Source organism: Collinsella sp. LCP19S3_B6 (genome assembly GCF_052121815.1).
In the GTDB taxonomy this organism is placed as follows: Bacteria; Actinomycetota; Coriobacteriia; order Coriobacteriales; family Coriobacteriaceae; genus Collinsella.
Genome location: NZ_JBQKDN010000003.1, coordinates 16,429 through 34,513 on the forward strand (window position 1 = coordinate 16,429; position 18,085 = coordinate 34,513).

The following is an 18,085-nucleotide window of genomic DNA, read 5'->3' on the forward strand; positions in this document are numbered from 1 at the left end:
TGGTCTAGTGGGTGGCCTCGTCGTCGAGCGCGCGCTTGATGCGGTCGCCCTCGGCAAGGAGATTCTCAAGATAACGCTGGTCGCGGTCCTTGAGCGCACGGCTGTAGGCGCCAAGCGAGTCGATCAGATGGTCGATTTCGAAGGCAAGTGCGTCGGCGTCGTCGATCATGAGCTCGGACCACATTTGCGGGTTGAGGTGCGCCACGCGGGTAAGATCGCGGTAGCTACCGGCCGAAAAACCGTGGTGAACCTGGGCAGTCGGGCTTTTGACGTAGGCGTTTGAGACGACATGCGCGAGCTGGCTCGTAAAGGCGATCACGCGGTCGTGCTCGGCGGCGGTGGTCACGCTGAACTTGCCAAACCCTAAGGGGCGCACCATCTCGCGCACCTGGCCTAAAAGCTCCAGCTTGAGCGCATCGTCCACCGCGGGCGGCACGAGCACGAGTGGCGCGCCCTGGAACAGGTCGGCACGGGAGTGAGCGTAGCCCGAGTACTGGGTGCCCGCCATGGGGTGCGCGCCCACAAAGTAAAACCCGTACTCGCGGGCGAGTTCGAAGGCGCGCTCGCACACGATGCCCTTCACGCCCACGGTGTCAATCACCACGGGCCCCATGATGGCCTCGGTATCGGTGGCGTCGGCGAGCGCTTGGGCGTGCGCCTCGAGCCATTCGATGCAGGCCTCGGGGTAACAGGCAAGCACGATGATGTCGCACTCGCCGAGCGTCTCGTCGTTGAGCTCGCCGGCGACGGTGCCCATGCTGGCGGCCGTCATGACGTCATCGTCGGGGTCCCAGGCCAGCACGCGGACGCCCGCCTGCGCATAGCCGCGGGCAAAGCTGCCGCCGATCAGACCCAGGCCCACAATGCCGGCGCATTTAGGGCCGCCCTGGTTAACGCGTGCGTTTCTTACCGTACCCATGTGCTACTCCATGGTCTCTTGGCAGACAACCTCGCGGATGGCGCGGATACGGCGCATGGTGTCGTCGAACTGGTCGGGGGTGAGGGCCTGGGCGCCGTCGGACCACGCGCGGCTGGGCTCGTCGTGGACCTCGATCTCCAGACCGTTGGCGCCGCAGGCGGTCGCGGCGAGCGCCATGGGTTCAACGTAGCGGGTGTAGCCGGTCGCATGGCTGGGGTCGGCCACGACGGGCAGGTGCGACAGGTGGTGCAGCACCGGCACGGCGTTGAGGTCGAAGGTGTTACGGGTGCGGGTCTCGAAGGTGCGAATGCCGCGCTCGCACAGGATGACGTTGTCGTTGCCCTCGCTCATGATGTACTCGGCAGCCATGAGCAGCTCGTCGACGGTGCCGGACATGCCGCGCTTGAGCAGGACCGGGGTCTTGGTCTTGCCGACCTCCTTGAGCAGGGGGAAGTTCTGCGCGTTGCGGGCGCCAATCTGCATGACGTCAATCTTCTTATCCAAGAAGACCTGCACGTCGCGTGGGTCCATGATCTCGGTGACGATCGGCATGTCGAGCTCGGCCGATGCCTCGCATAGCAGGTCCAGGCCGGCGGGGCCCATGCCCTGGTAGGCGTAAGGGGAGGTGCGGGGCTTGTAGGCACCGCCACGCAGCATGGTGGCGCCGGCGGCCTTTACGCGGCGTGCGATGCGAATGAGGTTTTCGCCCTCGACGGAGCAGGGTCCGGCGATGACCTGGAACTGGTCGCCGCCGATCTTGATGCCGTGGCCGCAGTCGATGACGGAGTCTTCGGGGTGAAACTTGCGGTTGGCACGCTTGAACGGCTCGGAGACGCGCTGCACGCGCTCGACGACGTCCATGGACTCGAGCAGGAACGGGTCGATCTTGGTCGTATCGCCCACCAGGCCGATGATGGTCTCGTTCTCGCCGCGCGACACGTCGGTTTTGAGACCCTTCTTCTCAATCCAGCTGACGATGTGGCCGATGGCTTCATCGCTGGCGCTCTGCTTTAAAATTGCAATCATGGTGTGCCTCTCACCTCGATGGATAACCCGTGCAAAAACGGCCCGCAGTGCGAGCCGTATCATATGGTGCATGAGAGTTTATACTAATTATTTCACTTTTGCGTCCTAAAGTGAGCCGTTGCGCTTCGTCTCCCACGTAATTGCAGAGCTTTTTCTATTATGTTGTTAGCTCGTGGCGCACTTGGGTATAATGCCAACCGTTGGCCCTATTAGCTCAGGGGATTAGAGCGTCTGCCTCCGGAGCAGAAGGCCGTTGGTTCGAATCCAACATGGGGCACCATCGAACGTAAGGCCGTCCGAACCTCGCATGGTCCGGGCGGTTTTTCTTATACCGACGCGACGTGATAGGACGTGGTATGGCAACGACGGATATCGAGCGCGGACTTTCGACCGCCGAGGTCGAGAAGCGCATTGCCGCCGGCAAGATCAACCGCAACATGGAGCTCAAGACCAAATCGGTTCGTGAGCTTATCATCGAAAATCTCTGCACGCTGTTCAATCTGATCAACGTGGTCTTAGCGATTTTGGTCATTATGACCGGATCGTTTAAGAACCTGACGTTCCTGTTCGTGGTGTTCCTCAATACCGCCATCGGTGTTATCCAGTCCATGCGCTCCAAAAAGATGGTCGATAAGCTCACACTGCTGACCTCTAAGAAGGCCATCGCGGTGCGTGATGGTGCCGAGGTGGAGCTCGAGTTGGACCAGATCGTGCTCGACGACATCATTCGTCTGGGGCGCGGGGACCAGATACCTGCCGACGCCGTGGTGGTATCGGGCGAGGCGCTCGTTAACGAAAGTCTGCTGACGGGCGAGAGCGACCTTATTAAGAAGCAGCCTGGTTCCGAGCTCATGAGCGGCAGCTTTATAGACTCGGGCCTGTTGCGTGCCCGCGTGGTCCATGTTGGTGCGGATAACTATGTGGCCAAGATCAACAACGAGGCCAAGTACGTCAAAAAGGTCAATTCCGAGATCATGAACGCGCTCAACGCCATCGTGCGTTTTGCAAGCGTCATCATGATTCCGCTCGGTCTGGCCTTGTTTGCCGCGAGTGTGAGCGGGCTATGGGATGCCGCCGGTACGCCGGGCGATAGCGCGCTTTCGTGGTGCTTTTCCGAGCTGCTGGCCGGTCGCGTGCCTTCGTCGGCGCTGCTGTCCACGGTGGGCGCTCTTTTGGGCATGATTCCGCAGGGCCTGGTGCTGCTGACCTCGTCAGTGCTTGCCATCGCCACGGTGCGCCTGGCGCGCCGCAAGGTACTCGCGCAGCAGCTCTATTGCATCGAGACGCTCGCGCGCGTCGACGTGCTGTGCCTGGACAAGACGGGCACTATCACGTCGGGTCGCATGGAGGTCGAGGGCACCTATCCGTTGCCCGTTGAGGGCGTGGGCTTGGCCTCGGACGAGGCACCTGTCACCGTCGATACTACCGTGCTCGATTTTGCGCTTGCCAATGTCGCGCGCGCGACCTCGGCTGATGCCAATGAGACCTGCCAGGCGCTGCTCAACTACTACGCCGACCGCCCGGTCGAGGTGTCCGAGCCGCTGTCGGTCATTCCGTTTTCGTCCTCCAAAAAGTGGAGCGGCGCCTCGTTTGCGCAGGGCTCCTATGTGATGGGCGCGGCGCAATTTGTGCTTTCGGAGCGTATCTTTGCGCAGGTCGAAAATCGTGTGGCCGAGCTTGCCGACACCTGCCGCGTGCTCGTGGTGGCCCGTGTGGACGGCTTTACGCCCGATGGCGATATGGTGGGCGAGGCCGAGCCCGTGGGCTTTGTGACCATTCGCGATGAGATTCGCACTTCGGCCGCCGAGACCATCGGCTACTTTAACGAGCAGGGCGTGACCCTTAACGTGATCAGTGGCGACGACCCGCGCACGGTGTCGTCGATCGCGCGCGTGGTGGGCGTGCCGGGGGCGGACGCTTATGTGGACGCCACGACGCTCGATACGCCGTCCAAGATTGATGCGGCGGTGGACCGCTATCACGTCTTTGGCCGCGTGACCCCGCAGCAGAAGCGCGAGCTCGTGCAGGCGCTCAAGCGTCGTGGCCATACCGTTGCCATGACGGGCGACGGCGTCAACGATGTGCTGGCACTCAAGGAGGCGGACTGCTCCGTGGCCATGGCCGCCGGTTCCGACGCCGCACGCAACGTGGCCGAGATCGTGCTGGTCGATAACGACTTTGCCTCGATGCCCGCCGTGGTGGCCGAGGGCCGTCGCTCCATCAACAACCTGCAGCGTTCGGCCTCGCTGTTCCTGACCAAGACGCTGTTCTCGATGGGCCTGGCGGCGCTGTGCATCGCGCTGCCGCCGTATCCCTTTGAGCCAATCCAGATGACGCTCATCAACTTCTTCTGCATCGGCGCGCCGGGCTTTGTGCTGGGCCTTGAGCCCAACAATGCCCGCGTGAAGGGGTCATTCTTGACCAACGTGCTCAAGCGCGCGCTGCCGGCGTCGGTTGCAGTCATTTTGGCCGCGGCGCTCGACATCTTTGTGGCGCGCGTGTTTGGCTTTAGCCAACTCACGCTGTCGACGATGTGCCTTCTCACGTCGTGCGCGGCAAGCGTGAGCCTGATCTGGCGTATCTCGCAGCCGCTCACACCCTTGCGCGTGATGCTCTTTGTATTTGTCGTCGTCGGCATCTTGGTGGGCGTTATCGGATTCCCCGAGCTGCTGTCTATCGCCAACTTGTCGATGGGCGAGGCAATTATCCTTCTGGTGATTGTGGTCTTTACTTGCGGCGTGTTCTTTAAACTCGCCACGATGATGGATTCGCTTAAGCCGCGTCGCCGTCATGCCGCCACTGGCTTTGGCCGCGGCGTGCGCGTTCGCTTGGGCCGCGGTGGCGGCAAGGTGAGCTCGACGGGCTCGACGGCCGAGCGTTTTGCCAAGCGCGTCGCCGCCGACATGGCGCAGCGCCGCGAGGAGCGTACGACACGTGAGGCCGAAGCCCGCGCGCTCGAGGGCGTGGAAAAGACCCAGCCCAAGAAAAAGAAGGGCGCGGGCGCCAAGCGCTCGCGTGTGACCAAGTCCGCCCAGGGCATTAAGGTCTCGATGCCGAGCAAAAAGAAGAAGTAACCGCTCCTCGCAGGGTAGCTAATTTGGGACGGGGCTTTTTTAGCTACCCGGCTGATGACGCGATCTATTTGGCCGATTGGCGGCCAGGGCAGCTAAAAAAGCCCCGTCCCAAATTAGCTACCCTGCGATGTTGAATTGGTGCCCTGTGCCTTTAGGGGCGTAGCGATGTTATGCTCTAACCTCGATGGTTCGAATGATTCCGAAAAGAGGATGCCGTGATTTGCCCGCATTGTCTCAAGACCATAGAGGACGGCTCCTCGTTCTGCCCCTATTGCAATGCCTATGTTGGCCCGGGCGATGGCCCCGAGCACACCGAGTTTGTGTTCTGCGAAGGCTGCGGTGCCCGTCTGTCGCCTCATGACCGTACCTGTTCCAAGTGCGGGCGCCCTGCCCCGGGCATTCTATCCGAGGATGCGGCAGCATCCGACCTGGCTGCTGGGCGCACGGCTGGTTTTCCCCGCCTGACGCAGGAGCAGATCGATACCGAGGTGCCCCATGCGCCGGCCTCTGCCGCCGCGGTACTTTCCGATGCCGCCGATCCCAATGAGACCTGCGTGCTGCCGGCTTTCGACAGGGATTTTGGCATTCCCAAGGTCGATATCCCGCTGCCGGTGTCCCTTCGTGACGACGCTCAGTCCAAAAATCAAAAACCCAAGCGCAAGGTGCATCCGGACGAGGATGCCTACCACAAGCACAAGCGCCGTATTCCCAAGCCGCTCATCGTCATCGCGTTGCTCGCTGCCGTATGCGGCAGTGCCTATTGGTTTGTGACGTCGGACCCCATGGGCGTTATGCCGGGCTTTTACGACCAGTTTGGCCAGGCCGCCAAGACGACGTTCCCCTCGCGCCAGAAGGGCGAGGCTATCGAGGAAGAAACCAAGTCCGACGATACCGCCGAGGTGGTCCAGGAGGAGACCGTCCTTTCCGACGACCAGCTCTATACCAAGCTCGACGGTCTGTATCGGACCATCGTGTCGTTTGCCGACGATGATCAGATCGGCGAGGTTGTCGACTCGTTTAACAGCGGGTACCTGCGCACGCCACTCTCCACGCGTCAGGAGCTGTCGCAGAGCGCTTATGCCCTGCGCGACCAGATCAAAAAGACCCAAGACGAGCTCAACAACCTTAAGGTGCAAGATGATACCGTCTACGCGGAGGATATCGAGCACCTCAAGCAGCTTGCCGAGTGGATGTACGAGCGTGTCGACATGATCTGCCAGAGCTGGGATATCTCGCTGTCCATTCCCGATGGCGAGTCGCTGAGCGCCCGCCAGAGTGAAATCTTGGCGCCCATCGCACAGGGCGGCAACAGCGCCCTTAACCAGTACGATGCCAATGTGAGCGCCTGGAAGCCGCAGCCGCGTTCGTAATTTGTTGCCCTCCGACGGCATAACCTGCGTGCGCAATTGATGGAAGCCCGTGCTTATTGCTACAATTTGTACAAATATGCTTTAAACGCACGAGGAAGGAACCACATGTTTGGTTTTAAGAAAGAGCTTTATACGCCCGAGTACCAGCTCGCTGGTGATGAGTGTGCGATCATCGAGACGTCGAAGGGTACGATCAAGGTCAAATTTGACGGCGAGGGCGCTCCCATCCATGTGGCGAACTTCTGCGAGCTTTCCACCATGGGCTTTTATGACGGCCTTAAGTTTCACCGCTATGTGCCCGGCTTTGTGATCCAGGGCGGCGACCCCAATACCCGCGATATGTCCGGCGCTGACGTCGCCGCCGGCCTTGAGGGCCCCGACGGTATGCCCGGCACCGGTGGCCCCGGCTACTGCATCAAGGGAGAGTTTGCCACCAACCCGCGCAACAGCCATGTGGACGGTGCGCTTGCCATGGCACGTTCCATGGATCCCGATTCCGCGGGCTCCCAGTTCTACTTCTGCCTGGGAGCCCAGCACAATCTGGATTCCGGTTACACCGTCTTTGGCACCACGGTCGAGGGCCTCGACGTGATTTCGCAGCTGCGTGCCGGCGACGAGATCGTCCATGTCGAGATCGTTCACGAGTAAAAGGGGACTTCCTTGAATAGCCAGCTGATTCAACAGGGTCGAGCCGCTTATCGTGCGGGCGACTTTTCTGCAGCCGCTCAGATGCTCGGTGCGGCAAAGACCCCCAGCGAGATCATGGGCGAGGCCGACCATCTGCGTGGCAACGCTCTGATGCACCTGGGTATGTATGCCGAGGCTGCCGAGGCGTACGCGGCTGCCCTCAACGACGGCACCTATGGAAAGCGCGGAGCGCTGCTCACCAACCGCGGCAAGGCGCTCGCTGCCGTGGGTGACTATGTGACCGCAGCCCAGGCGTTCTCCGCCGCAACGCAGGATGCTTCCTACGCCACGCCGTTTAAGGCCTATCTGGGTCTTGGCAACGCGCTGTTCCAGTCGGGCGATTTCGCCAATGCAGGCACTGCCTTCCGCCAGGCCGCCATCGATGGCGCCAATCCAGCCCCCGCGGCCGCCCTTGGCGAACTCGGCCGCTGCTTCATCAAGCTTGGCCGACCGGCGGACGCCGTGGAGACCTATCGCACCGCTATCGACTTTGCCGGTCCGCGCGATGACACGCGTGCGCTTAACGCGGGTATGGGCGAGGCGCTTTCTGCCGCGGGTCGTCCTTCCGAGGCGCTCGATGCCTTTAATGCCGCCACTGCCGACGGCATCTATCAGCTCACACCCGAGCAGGCCGATGAGCTTGCCCGCGTGCACGATTCACTTGCCGCGCTTTCGGCCCAGACCGCCATGGTCACGGCCCCGGCGCCCGCCATGGATACGACTGCTGTCGATTCGCTCGATCCCACGGGTGCCACTGGCCAGTTTATGCCCGATCCCTCCGACACGGGCTTCTTTACGCTGTCCGAGTCCGAGATGGTCCAGCAGGATCGTCAGGACCGCAAGCAGGCCAAGGTCCGTCGTCGCCATCGCCATACGGGCCTCAAGGTCTTCCTGGTTTTGCTTCTGCTGATTGTTCTTGCCGCGGTCGGTTTGGGCTTTGCCTACACGCGCGGCATGGGTATCCCCTCGCAGGAGTCCGTCATCACCGATCTGTTCCAGGCTGCCGGCGACGGTAATACCGCTAAGGCCGAGTCCTGCCTGGCCTCCAGCCTGTCCGAGGACGCCAAGGCGATGATTATCTCCTCGATCCCGCAGGGTGCCACCGTCTCCATCGAGGGCATGGATCAGTCCATGACCGAGACCACCGCGAAGGTGAAAGCTTCGCTGTCCAAGGGCGGCGAGCAGGAATATACCGTCAAATTCGTGCGCTCCGATAACCATATCGGCTGGGCGGTATCTTCGCTCGACATCGATTTCTCGGCCGCTGACAACCAGTAGTGACCTTATGAGATTTGGCGCTGCCCGGTGCTTCACCGCAAGTGAGGTGCCGGGCTTGCGCTAGTATGATGGGCTAGTAGTTTTCCAGCAATCATCCAACACATCAGGAGTTGCGTTGTTTTCTTTGATGGACATGTTCTTCGGTAGCTATGCGGGCGATCTAGCCATCGACCTCGGCACCGCCAATACGCTTGTCTCTGTGCGCGGCAAGGGCATCGTCATTCGCGAGCCTTCCGTCGTCGCCATCGACAAAAACGACGAGCGCATTCTTGCAGTCGGTATCGAGGCTAAGCGTATGCTTGGCCGTACGCCCGGCAACATTGTGGCCGTGCGTCCTCTTAAGGATGGCGTCATCGCCGACTTCGATGTCACCGAGGCCATGCTTCGCTACTTTATCGATAAGGCTTCCGAGAAGCGCTATCCGTGGACCCCTCGTCCGCGCGTCGTCGTATGCGTTCCCTCCGGTGTCACGTCGGTCGAGAAGCGCGCCGTGTTCGAGGCTACGATTCAGGCTGGCGCTCGCCAGGCCTATCTGATCGAGGAGCCTATGGCCGCGGCTATCGGTGCTGACTTGCCTGTCGAGGAGCCGACCGGCTCCATGGTCATCGATATCGGTGGCGGCACCACCGAGGTTGCCGTTATCGCCATGGGCGGTATCGTCGTGTCGCAGTCCATCCGCATTGCCGGCGACGAGTTCGATCAGGCTATCCTCACACATGTTCGCGATGCCTACAATTTGGCCATCGGCGAGCGTACGGCCGAGGACATTAAGATTAAGGTCGGCTCTGCCGTGCCGCTCAAGGACGAGCTCGACGTCGAGGTCAATGGCCGCGACGTGATCACGGGCCTGCCCAAGACCGTGCGCATCGAGAGCGAGGAGATTCGTCGTGCGCTCAATAAGCCGCTCGACGAGATGGCCAAGGCCGTCAAGGACGCACTCGACGCCACGCCGCCCGATCTTGCCTCGGACCTTATGTACTACGGCATTCTGCTGACCGGCGGCGGTGCGCTGCTGCGCGGCCTCGACGTCCGCTTGCGCGATGAGACAGGCGTTTCGGTCAACGTGAGCCCCACGGCGCTCGACAACGTCGTAAACGGTTGTGCCCGCGTGCTCGAGGCCAACGCGTTTGACGGCGGTTTCGTCCAGACCAATGCTTAATTTCCAAAAGGTGGATTCCATTTGGCACGATCTTCGGGTTTCTCTTCAAATCTGAATACCAAACGACAATCAACGGGTATGCGCCCGTTGATTGTTTTCAGCCTGATTTCTGTGTTGCTGCTCACGTTTTACATTCGAGAGGGCGAGGCCGGGCCGATACATGCCGTGCGTTCGGGCGTCACGACAATCACCTCTCCGGTGCGTTTTGTTGGCTCGGCGGTGGCGGCGCCATTCAATGCCATCGGCAACGTTTTCTCCAACCTCACCGCTTCGCAGGAGTCGCTCGACGACCTTAAAAAGCAAAACGAGGTTCTCACTTCCAAGGTCGCGGAGCTTTCCGAGGCCCAAAAGACCGCTGAGCGCCTTGAGGGTCTTGTGGGCCTGCAGTCGACCTATAACCTCAAGTCCACTGCGGCTCGTATTGTCGGAGCCTCGGGTGACGCCTGGACGTCGACCGTCACCATCGATAAGGGTTCTGCCGACGGGCTTACCATCAACATGCCCGTGACGAGCTCGGCCGGCGTCATCGGCCAGATTATCGAGGTTTCGGCCAAGACATCGACCGTGCGCCTGATTGGCGACGAGAACTCTGGTGTGTCCGCTATGGTGCAGGACACGCGCGCACAAGGCATGCTACAGGGCCAGCCCGATGGCACGCTGCGTCTTGAGTACGTGAGCGTCGACTCCGATGTTAAGGTTGGCGATATCATCGTGACCTCGGGCATCGGTGGCGTGTTCCCCAAGGGACTGCCGCTCGGCACCGTGTCTTCGGTGGAAAAATCCGCAAACGACGTGTACTACACCATTGTGGTACGTGCGCAGACCACGGCCGAAAATAACGAGGAAGTGCTCGTCATCACCTCGCTCACCGACGAGCAGTCGGCTTCGGACGATGACGTGAGCTCGGCCAATAGTGCCCCGCAGGGCACGTCGCGCGATGCCGCGACTCAGTCTAAGGACGAGAAATCGGATGATGATTCCGACACGGCCGAAGCGTCCGATTCTGGATCGAGCGAATAGGGAGGCATGTCCATGGATCTACACGAGCAGGGGACTGGCTCCCGCGCCTTTGCAATCGCCGCTATCGTCTGCGTGCTGCTGCAGGCGGGACTGGCACCGCAAATCTCCATCGCGGGCGGCCGCGTCAACTTTATGATTATTTTGGTGTGCCTGGCCGTGTTTTCGGGCGACCCTACGCGTGCCGTCGTGTGCGGCTTTTGCAGCGGTCTGTTTTACGACCTTTCCGCCGCCGTGCCGGTGGGCGTTATGTCGCTGCTGCTGACCGTGGGCAGTTTTGCTTTGGTGCACAGCGCGGCTGGTCAGACGGGCGGCTCGCCGGGCGCGCGCGGCATTACCGTGGGCGCCTTTGCGCTTGCCATTAACGTGGTCTACAGCATCATCTTGCTGTTTATGGGTCTGGAGACGAGCTTTGTGGTGGCCATCTTTGGGCACGCTCTGCCGTCCTCGATCCTGACGGGCTTGATTGCCATTCCGTTTTTGATGTCCGGCGCCGCTCCGCAGTCTGGCTATGGGTTCTCCGCGCGCGGTGGGCGTCAGACGGGCATGCGCTTTAAGCCCAAGACCCGTAAGCTCAAATAGGGGAGGCCTCAAGATGTCTTCCCAGTTGACGGTTGTTGTCGCCGGTATCGCGCTGGTCGTGGCCATTGTGGTCGCGCTGGTCATCATGCGCCGCGGCGACTCCCGCTTTACCTACGACACACAGCACGGAACGGCCCCGCGCGCCACCGAGGGCGAGGGCAATACGGCCGCCACGGCCTTCAAGGGCCGTTTTTCCATCCTCACCACGGGCGTGGGTGCCATGTTTGCCGCGCTTGCCGTTAAGCTGTGGGGCATGCAGATGGTCTCGTCGGACTACTATGACAAGCAGGCCAAGAGCAATCAGACCCGTACCGTTACCACGCCGGCCGTCCGTGGCCGCATCTTGGACCGCAACGGCGTCGCACTGGTGCAAAACCGCCCCTCGCTCGCCGTCGTCGCCTATCGCGATCTTGCCGACGACAAGGTGCTGGTGCGTCATCTTGCCAACGTGCTCGGCATGCCGTATGTCGCGGTGCTGCGTAACATCCAGGACAATTCCGAGGGCGCGCAGAGCCTGCATACGATCGCGACTGACGTGCGCCGCTCTACCGTCGCCTACATTCAGGAGCACGCCGGTGAGTTTCCCGGCGTGAAGATCGCCGAGCGCACCGAGCGTCAGTACCCGTATGGCGAGACCGCCTGCCATATTTTGGGCTATACCGGCACCATTACCTCCGAGCAGCTCGAGGCGCAGAACAAGAAGTCGTCGGACGGCAACGAAAGCGCGGCTGGCCAGATCTCGTATCAATCGGGCGATATTGTGGGTCAGGCGGGCGTAGAGATTTACTACGAAAATCTGCTGCAGGGCATTCGCGGTGAGCAGACCGTGAAAGTTGACGCCTCGGGTAACGTTACCGGTCAAGCCGGCGCCGTTCCCGCCAAGGCCGGTTCTGACATTAAGCTTACGCTCGATCTTAAGATTCAACAGGCCTGCGAGACGGCTCTGGCGAATGCCATTGAGCTTGCCAAGACTACGGGCCATAGCAATGCCGGCAACGGTGCCGTGGTGTGCCTTGACCCCAACAACGGCGAGATCTTGGGCATGGCAAGCGAACCCAAGTTTGATCCTTCTGTCTTTATCGGCGGCGTTTCCAATGACGTGTGGACCGAGCTTAACGATGACGAGGGCTCGCATCCGCTGCTCAACCGCGCCATTAGCGGCCAGTACATGTCCGCCTCGACCATCAAACCCCTCTCGGCGTTGGCTGGCCTCGAATTTGGCACGTACACTTCGAGTCAAACGACCAACTGCACGGGATATTGGACCGGCTTGGGCAAATCTTGGGGAAAGTACTGCTGGCTGCACTCCGGCCACGGCACGATGACGCTGCAGTCCGGTATCGCCAACTCCTGCGACCCCGTGTTCTACGATATGGGCAAGGCCTTTTTCTACAACGACCAGCATCCCGAAGGCCTGCAAGAGGTCTTTCGTCGTTGGGGCCTGGGCAAGACCTGCGGCATCGACCTGCCGAGTGAGGGCGCGGGCCGCATTCCCGATGCCGAGTGGAAAGAGTCATACTTTACCGACGCCTCGGCCGAGGACCGTAAGTGGAATGCCGGCGATATGACCAACATCGCCATCGGCCAGGGCGACATTCTGGTGACACCGCTGCAGATGGCCTGCGCCTACATGGGTATTGCCAACGGCGGCAAACAGTATGTGCCGCATGTGTTCTTGTCTGCTGTCTCGCGTGATGGCGACGGCGATGCCTACAAGTACAACGGCAAGGGCAAAAAGAAGCGCCTTGAGGCCCAAATTAACAACGATGCCGATCTTGCGCTGGTCCGCAACGGCATGCACGATGTGATTTACTCGGCGTCGTCTTCGACCGCCGCGCACTTTAACTCCCTGACCCCTACGGTCTACGGCAAGTCCGGCACGGGCGAGAAGAGCGGCGAGGACGATTACGCGTGGTTTTGCGCCTACGCGCCGGCCGATGACCCCAAGTACGTGATCGCCACTGTCTTGGAACAGGGCGGTGGCGGCTCCGATACCGCGCTGCACGTTGTGCGCGATGTCCTCGGTGCGATTTATGACGAGCCCGACACGTCGACGGCCACGGGCGATTCCTCGGTTCGATAGGAGGTTGCGATGGACTTTTCGCCGGCGGACCTGTTCCGCTCAACCAAAACCGGCTCTCGCAGCAGCCTGGACCGCGTCAACAAGCAGATTTCCGCATCGCGCGGAACGTTTCGCCAAAAGGTGCACGTCGGCGTGCTGTTGGCGACTGTGGCGCTCGTCACCTATGGCGCCATTATTATCTGGTCCGCCTCGCAGTTTAAAGCCGACGCCTCGTTCTCGCGTCACCTGCTGGGTATCGGTATTGGCGCGGTGCTGGCGGTGCTCGTCTGGCGCACCGACCTGCGCGGCATTTCCAACTTTTCGACGGCCCTGCTCGTCATCGATCTCATCGTGATCTTCTCGCCTAAGATTCCGGGCCTGTCCTACACGGGCGGCTTGGGAATGACGGGTTGGATCAAGATTCCCGGTATCGGTTTAACATTCCAGCCCGTTGAGCTTGCCAAGCTCATCACCATCTTCTTTATGGCCACGCTTGGCTCGCAGTACAACGGGCGCATCGATACCGCTCGCGACTACATTAAGCTCTGCGGCATGCTGTCCGTTCCGTTTTTGGCCGTCGTCGCCATGGGCGATTTGGGCTCGGGTCTGGTCGTGCTGGTGTCGGGCGCCATCGTCATCTGCATGAGCGGTGCGCGCCGCGAATGGGTGCTGTCGACTTTGGCTCTGCTCGTGGGTTTGGTGGCGCTCGTCCTGGCGCTCGATTCGGTCTTCGATTCGCTGCTCGGCCACGATGTGCTCATTAAGCAGTACCAGATGAATCGTCTGACGGTCTTTATCGACCCCGACAACGCCGATTCGGACGATGCGTACAACCTGCAGCAGTCGTTGATCGCGGTCGGCTCGGGCGGTTTCTTTGGTAAGGGCCTGGGGCATGCGACGCAGTCGGCCGGCGGCTTTCTGCCCGAGTTCCATACCGACTTCGTCTTCGCCTTTTTGTCAGAGACGTTTGGCTTCTGCGGTTCCTTTTTGTTGCTGTGCCTGTACGTACTGCTCATCTTCTCGACGATCCGCGTCGCCTTTAAGTGCGAGTCTCTGTTTCTACGCTTGTCATGCGTGGGTATTGTCGGCATGTGGGCATTTCAGACGTTCGAGAACATCGGCATGTGCATTGGCATGATGCCGATTACCGGTATTCCGCTGCCGTTCATTAGCTTTGGTTCGTCGTCGATGATGATTCAGTTGTTGACGGTGGGTATCGTACAATCCATATGGCGGCATCGTTCGGGCGCCGCGTAACCGCTGGAGGGGTTTGCCATGAAGATTCCCGTGGAAAAGCTGACTCGCGCTTTTAAAATGGGCGCGACCACCAAGAGGGATTCCGATACGCCGGTGCGCGTTTCGGTCTACTTGGATTCGACTGCCTCGCGTTTTTTGGTCGAGACGGTGCGCGATGCCTTTGTGCCGCAGACGACCTCGGGTATTGTCCGCGTTGAGCGTCTGGGGGAGGAGCGTATCGTCCCCAAGACCGATACCGACGTGGTGCTGGTGCTTTCGTGCGGATCTGATCGCCTTGAGAGTGCTGTACAGGAGCTCGTCATTGCCGGCGCGCCCGTGTGCGTGCTGGCCGAGTCCGCTGTCGAGGTGCCTTTTATCCAGGAGTCCACGCCCATGCTCGGCGTGGTAGCGGCCACCGATAAGACGTATCTGCTCGAGACACTCGCCCGCTGGATCCTGGACCGTACGGAAAAGGAGACGGCCTTTGCGGCGAACTTTGCCTTTATGCGCATCGCCGCCGCCAACCGCATCATCACCTCGTGCGCGCTTACCAATATGGCGACGGGCGCGCTGGTGTTTTTGCCGGGGGCCGATTATCCCGTTATGGCGCTGGCGCAGGTTGGCATGCTCTTTGAGCTTGCGGCTATCTTTGGGCGCGGCATTAAGCCCGAGCGCGGCTATGAGGTCGCGGGCGTGCTTGCCGGCGGCTTGGTAATGCGCGCCGTCACTCGCGCCCTGGTAAAGCAGACGCCGCATATTGGGTTTGCCGTCAAGGCACTCTCCGCCGCCGCGGGCACCTATGTCATGGGTCGTGCGCTCGTGTCTCTCTACGAGCGCGATATCGACTACAGCCGTGCCAACGAGGTGGTTGCCGCCACGTTCTCGCGCGTCCGCGACCTGGTGACCACGGTTGCCGGCGCTACCCGTCCCATGAATCCTTTTGAGGATGCATCCGATCTCGCTGCTTAGGGGTTTCTTTTGCGCGTTCCATACCAAGACTGTTTTCATTTGATCGAGCCGCTGCTCGCGAAGGTCGAAAAGCCGAGTCGCTATATCGACCACGAGTGGGGTACGCTCTCCAAGGCCGATGCCGACTATCGTTGCTGCATGATTTACCCGGACGTGTACGAGGTCGGCCTGCCCAACCAGGGTATCGCCATCCTGTACAACATCCTTAACCAGGCCGAGGGCATCTCCTGTGAGCGCGGTTATGTGCCGTGGCCCGATATGGGCGATGCCATGCGCGAGGCCGGTATCCCGCTGCTGTCGCTCGAGGGCGCAGCGCCCGTGGCCTCGTTTGATATCGTCGGTATGCATGTGCCGCACGAGATGGCCGTGACAAACTTTCTCGAGGCGCTCGACCTCGCCGGCATTCCGCTGCTGGCTGCTGACCGCACCGAGGACGATCCCATCGTCGTCGCCGGCGGACCTTCGGTTTATAACCCCGAGCCGTATGCGGCCTTCTTCGATGCCATCCTGATTGGCGAGGGTGAGGAGTCGCTGCTCGAGATCTGCCAGTTGCATCGCCGCCTGCGTGACGAGGGCGTCCCGCGCGCCCAGATTGTCGAGCGGCTCGCGACCGTCTCTGGTACCTATGTGCCCTCGCTGTACGAGGTGCGCTATGACGAACCCTGCTCACCGCACGGCTATACCGTGCCGCGTGAGGGCAAAGACGTCCCGCCGGTGGTCTACAAGCGCGTCGTCGAGGACTTTGGCGCTACCAATCCATTGTCGCAGTCGTGCGTGCCCTATGCGCAGCTCGTTCACGATCGCCTGTCTATCGAGATTCTGCGCGGCTGCGCTCGCGGTTGCCGTTTTTGCCAGGCCGGCATGACGTATCGCCCGGTGCGCGAGCGTTCGGCAGACCAGATTGTGTCCTCGGTGATCCAGGGCCTGGAAAAGACCGGCTATGACGAGGTGTCGCTTACCTCGCTTTCGACCACCGACCACTCCTGCATCCGCGATGTGCTCGGTCGCCTTAACCGCCGCCTGGAAGATACGGGCATTCGCGTGTCCATTCCCTCGCAGCGCCTGGATTCGTTTGGCGTGGATATGGCCGAGTCGGTCGCCGGAGAAAAGAAGGGCGGCCTGACGTTTGCCCCCGAGGCCGGTAGCCAGCGCATGCGCGACATCATCAACAAGAACGTGACCGAGGAGGACGTGGACCGCGCGGCCAAGGCGGCCTTCGAGGCCGGCTGGAACCGCATGAAGCTCTACTTTATGATGGGTCTTCCCGGTGAGCGCGATGAGGATATCGTGGCCATCGCCAACCTGGCCGACCACGTGCTGGAGCTCGGCCGCTCCGTGGTACCCAAGGCGCGCCGCGGCTCCATCTCGGTGTCCATCTCGGTGTCGGTGTTTATTCCCAAGGCCGCCACGCCTTTCCAATGGTGCCCGCAGCTCGATTACGACGACGTCAAACGCCGTCAGAAGCTCCTCATTACGAGCGTTCGCAACCGTGCGGTCCGCGTGCACTACCACGATGCCGAGACCTCGCTTATCGAGGCGGCGCTGTCTCGTGCAGGCCGCGACATGACGCCGGTCATCATCGATGCCTGGCGTGCCGGTTCGCGTTTTGACGCCTGGGTGGAGCATTTCTCGCTCGATAACTGGAAGGAGGCCGCGGCCAAAAACGGCATCGACCTCAACGAGCTCGTGCACCTGCCCTACGAGCTGGACTGGCACCTGCCCTGGGAGCACGTGAGCCCCGGCTGCTCGCGTGGCTTCCTCGAGCGCGAGTACCGTCGCTCGCTGGAGGGTGTCACGACGCCCGACTGCACCCGCACGTCGTGCACCGGCTGCGGAATCTGCCCTACGCTCCACGCCAAGAACGTATTGGTGGGTGATCGCGCATGAGTGAGCGCTTGACCGACAACCCCACGCTCTTTAGGCTTCGCGTTCGCTACGGCAAGCGCGATCGTCTCAAGTACCTGGGCCACCTGGAACTGATTCATACCATTGAACGCATCGTGCGTCGCGCGGGCCTGCCTTATGCTGTCACGCAGGGCTTCTCTCCGCACATGCGCGTGGGTTTTTCTTCGGCGCTGCCCGTGGGCACGTCGTCGACCTGCGAGTGGTATGACCTGTTTATGACTGAGTTCGTCGCGCTCGACGAGGCCTTTGGGCGCCTGGCCGCGGCATCTCCGGCCGATCTGGCCCCCATCGAGGCCGCATACATCGACGTGCGCACGCCGGCGCTCACGGCCCAGCTCACGCGCCTGTCGTACCGCATCGACCTGCACCTGGACCCTGAGGCGCCGGTCGCTATCGACGAGGTGCGTCGCGCAATCGACACGTTGCGTGCGGCCCACGGCATCGATTATGCGCGCGGCAAAAAGAGCAAGCGCCTGGACTTGGACCATACGCTCGTGGGCTACGAGCTTAAGGCGGGGGAGCGCTCGGACCATCTGGTGCTCATACTCGACACCCATGCCGACAACGAGGGCTCCATGCGTCCGGAAATTTTGCTTTCTGCTGCTGATGTTTTGTTGCAGGGCTTGACCCCGGGCGTCGATGCACCTATTGTTTCCACCGGTATGCAAGACCTCGTGACCATCTGCTCCTACGATGTCGAGCGTCAGAATCAAGCATGCGAAGACGACGAGGGCCGACTCGTCAGCCCCATACCTGTGCGAACTTGTGGATTTGCTCCACATACTCGTTGACGGGGGTATT

At 61.2% G+C, this 18,085-nt stretch carries 14 protein-coding genes and 1 tRNA gene; 13 read left to right on the forward strand and 2 right to left on the reverse strand.

Translation table 11 applies throughout. The features are described from left to right. Positions 1 to 4 precede the first annotated feature (4 nt). Both ACTQWD_RS01795 and aroF read right to left on the reverse strand, forming a co-directional pair. Positions 5 to 919 (reverse strand): prephenate dehydrogenase, encoded by a 915-nt coding sequence (locus tag ACTQWD_RS01795; protein WP_441559117.1) that lies wholly within the window; start codon positions 917 to 919, stop codon positions 5 to 7. A 3-nt stretch (positions 920 to 922) separates the two neighbouring features. Then, positions 923 to 1,945: a 3-deoxy-7-phosphoheptulonate synthase gene (aroF, locus tag ACTQWD_RS01800; RefSeq protein WP_154516169.1), complete on the reverse strand. Its 1,023-nt coding sequence runs from the start codon at positions 1,943 to 1,945 to the stop codon at positions 923 to 925. 203 nt (positions 1,946 to 2,148) lie between these two features. Here aroF and ACTQWD_RS01805 point away from each other — a divergent pair. From ACTQWD_RS01805 to ACTQWD_RS01865, 13 genes are all read left to right on the forward strand, one after another. Continuing rightward, positions 2,149 to 2,225, forward strand: a tRNA-Arg gene (locus ACTQWD_RS01805). Between the two features lie 76 nt (positions 2,226 to 2,301). After that, positions 2,302 to 5,019, forward strand: a complete 2,718-nt coding sequence (locus tag ACTQWD_RS01810; RefSeq protein ID WP_441559118.1) for an HAD-IC family P-type ATPase — start codon at positions 2,302 to 2,304, stop codon at positions 5,017 to 5,019. Between the two features lie 215 nt (positions 5,020 to 5,234). Next, positions 5,235 to 6,389, forward strand: a complete 1,155-nt coding sequence (locus ACTQWD_RS01815; protein ID WP_441559119.1) for a zinc ribbon domain-containing protein — start codon at positions 5,235 to 5,237, stop codon at positions 6,387 to 6,389. Between the two features lie 105 nt (positions 6,390 to 6,494). Next, positions 6,495 to 7,037 (forward strand): peptidylprolyl isomerase, encoded by a 543-nt coding sequence (locus ACTQWD_RS01820; protein WP_154516178.1) that lies wholly within the window; start codon positions 6,495 to 6,497, stop codon positions 7,035 to 7,037. Positions 7,038 to 7,049: 12 nt separating this feature from the next. After that, on the forward strand, positions 7,050 to 8,354 hold the full coding sequence (locus tag ACTQWD_RS01825) for a tetratricopeptide repeat protein (RefSeq protein ID WP_441559120.1): 1,305 nt from the start codon (positions 7,050 to 7,052) through the stop codon (positions 8,352 to 8,354). A gap of 127 nt (positions 8,355 to 8,481) precedes the next feature. Beyond that, positions 8,482 to 9,513, forward strand: a complete 1,032-nt coding sequence (locus ACTQWD_RS01830) for a rod shape-determining protein (protein WP_006236061.1) — start codon at positions 8,482 to 8,484, stop codon at positions 9,511 to 9,513. A gap of 78 nt (positions 9,514 to 9,591) precedes the next feature. Next, complete coding sequence (gene mreC, locus ACTQWD_RS01835) at positions 9,592 to 10,533, forward strand: rod shape-determining protein MreC (RefSeq protein WP_427794828.1); 942 nt, start codon at positions 9,592 to 9,594, stop codon at positions 10,531 to 10,533. A 12-nt stretch (positions 10,534 to 10,545) separates the two neighbouring features. Then, the gene (locus ACTQWD_RS01840) at positions 10,546 to 11,112 is read left to right on the forward strand and encodes a hypothetical protein (protein ID WP_441559121.1); all 567 of its coding nucleotides are present in this window, start codon (positions 10,546 to 10,548) and stop codon (positions 11,110 to 11,112) included. A 13-nt stretch (positions 11,113 to 11,125) separates the two neighbouring features. Then, the gene (gene mrdA, locus ACTQWD_RS01845; protein ID WP_441559122.1) at positions 11,126 to 13,195 is read left to right on the forward strand and encodes a penicillin-binding protein 2; all 2,070 of its coding nucleotides are present in this window, start codon (positions 11,126 to 11,128) and stop codon (positions 13,193 to 13,195) included. A gap of 9 nt (positions 13,196 to 13,204) precedes the next feature. After that, complete coding sequence (locus ACTQWD_RS01850) at positions 13,205 to 14,431, forward strand: FtsW/RodA/SpoVE family cell cycle protein (protein WP_154516190.1); 1,227 nt, start codon at positions 13,205 to 13,207, stop codon at positions 14,429 to 14,431. 18 nt (positions 14,432 to 14,449) lie between these two features. Further along, positions 14,450 to 15,379, forward strand: coding sequence for a YcjF family protein (locus ACTQWD_RS01855; RefSeq protein ID WP_441559123.1), 930 nt, complete (start codon positions 14,450 to 14,452; stop codon positions 15,377 to 15,379). 9 nt (positions 15,380 to 15,388) lie between these two features. Further along, positions 15,389 to 17,266, forward strand: a complete 1,878-nt coding sequence (locus ACTQWD_RS01860) for a TIGR03960 family B12-binding radical SAM protein (RefSeq protein ID WP_427748094.1) — start codon at positions 15,389 to 15,391, stop codon at positions 17,264 to 17,266. Further along, a complete protein-coding gene (locus ACTQWD_RS01865) occupies positions 17,263 to 18,075 on the forward strand; it encodes a TIGR03936 family radical SAM-associated protein (protein ID WP_441559124.1) in 813 nt (270 codons plus the stop codon). The genes ACTQWD_RS01860 and ACTQWD_RS01865 overlap by 4 nt, the downstream gene beginning before the upstream one ends. Positions 18,076 to 18,085 lie beyond the last annotated feature (10 nt).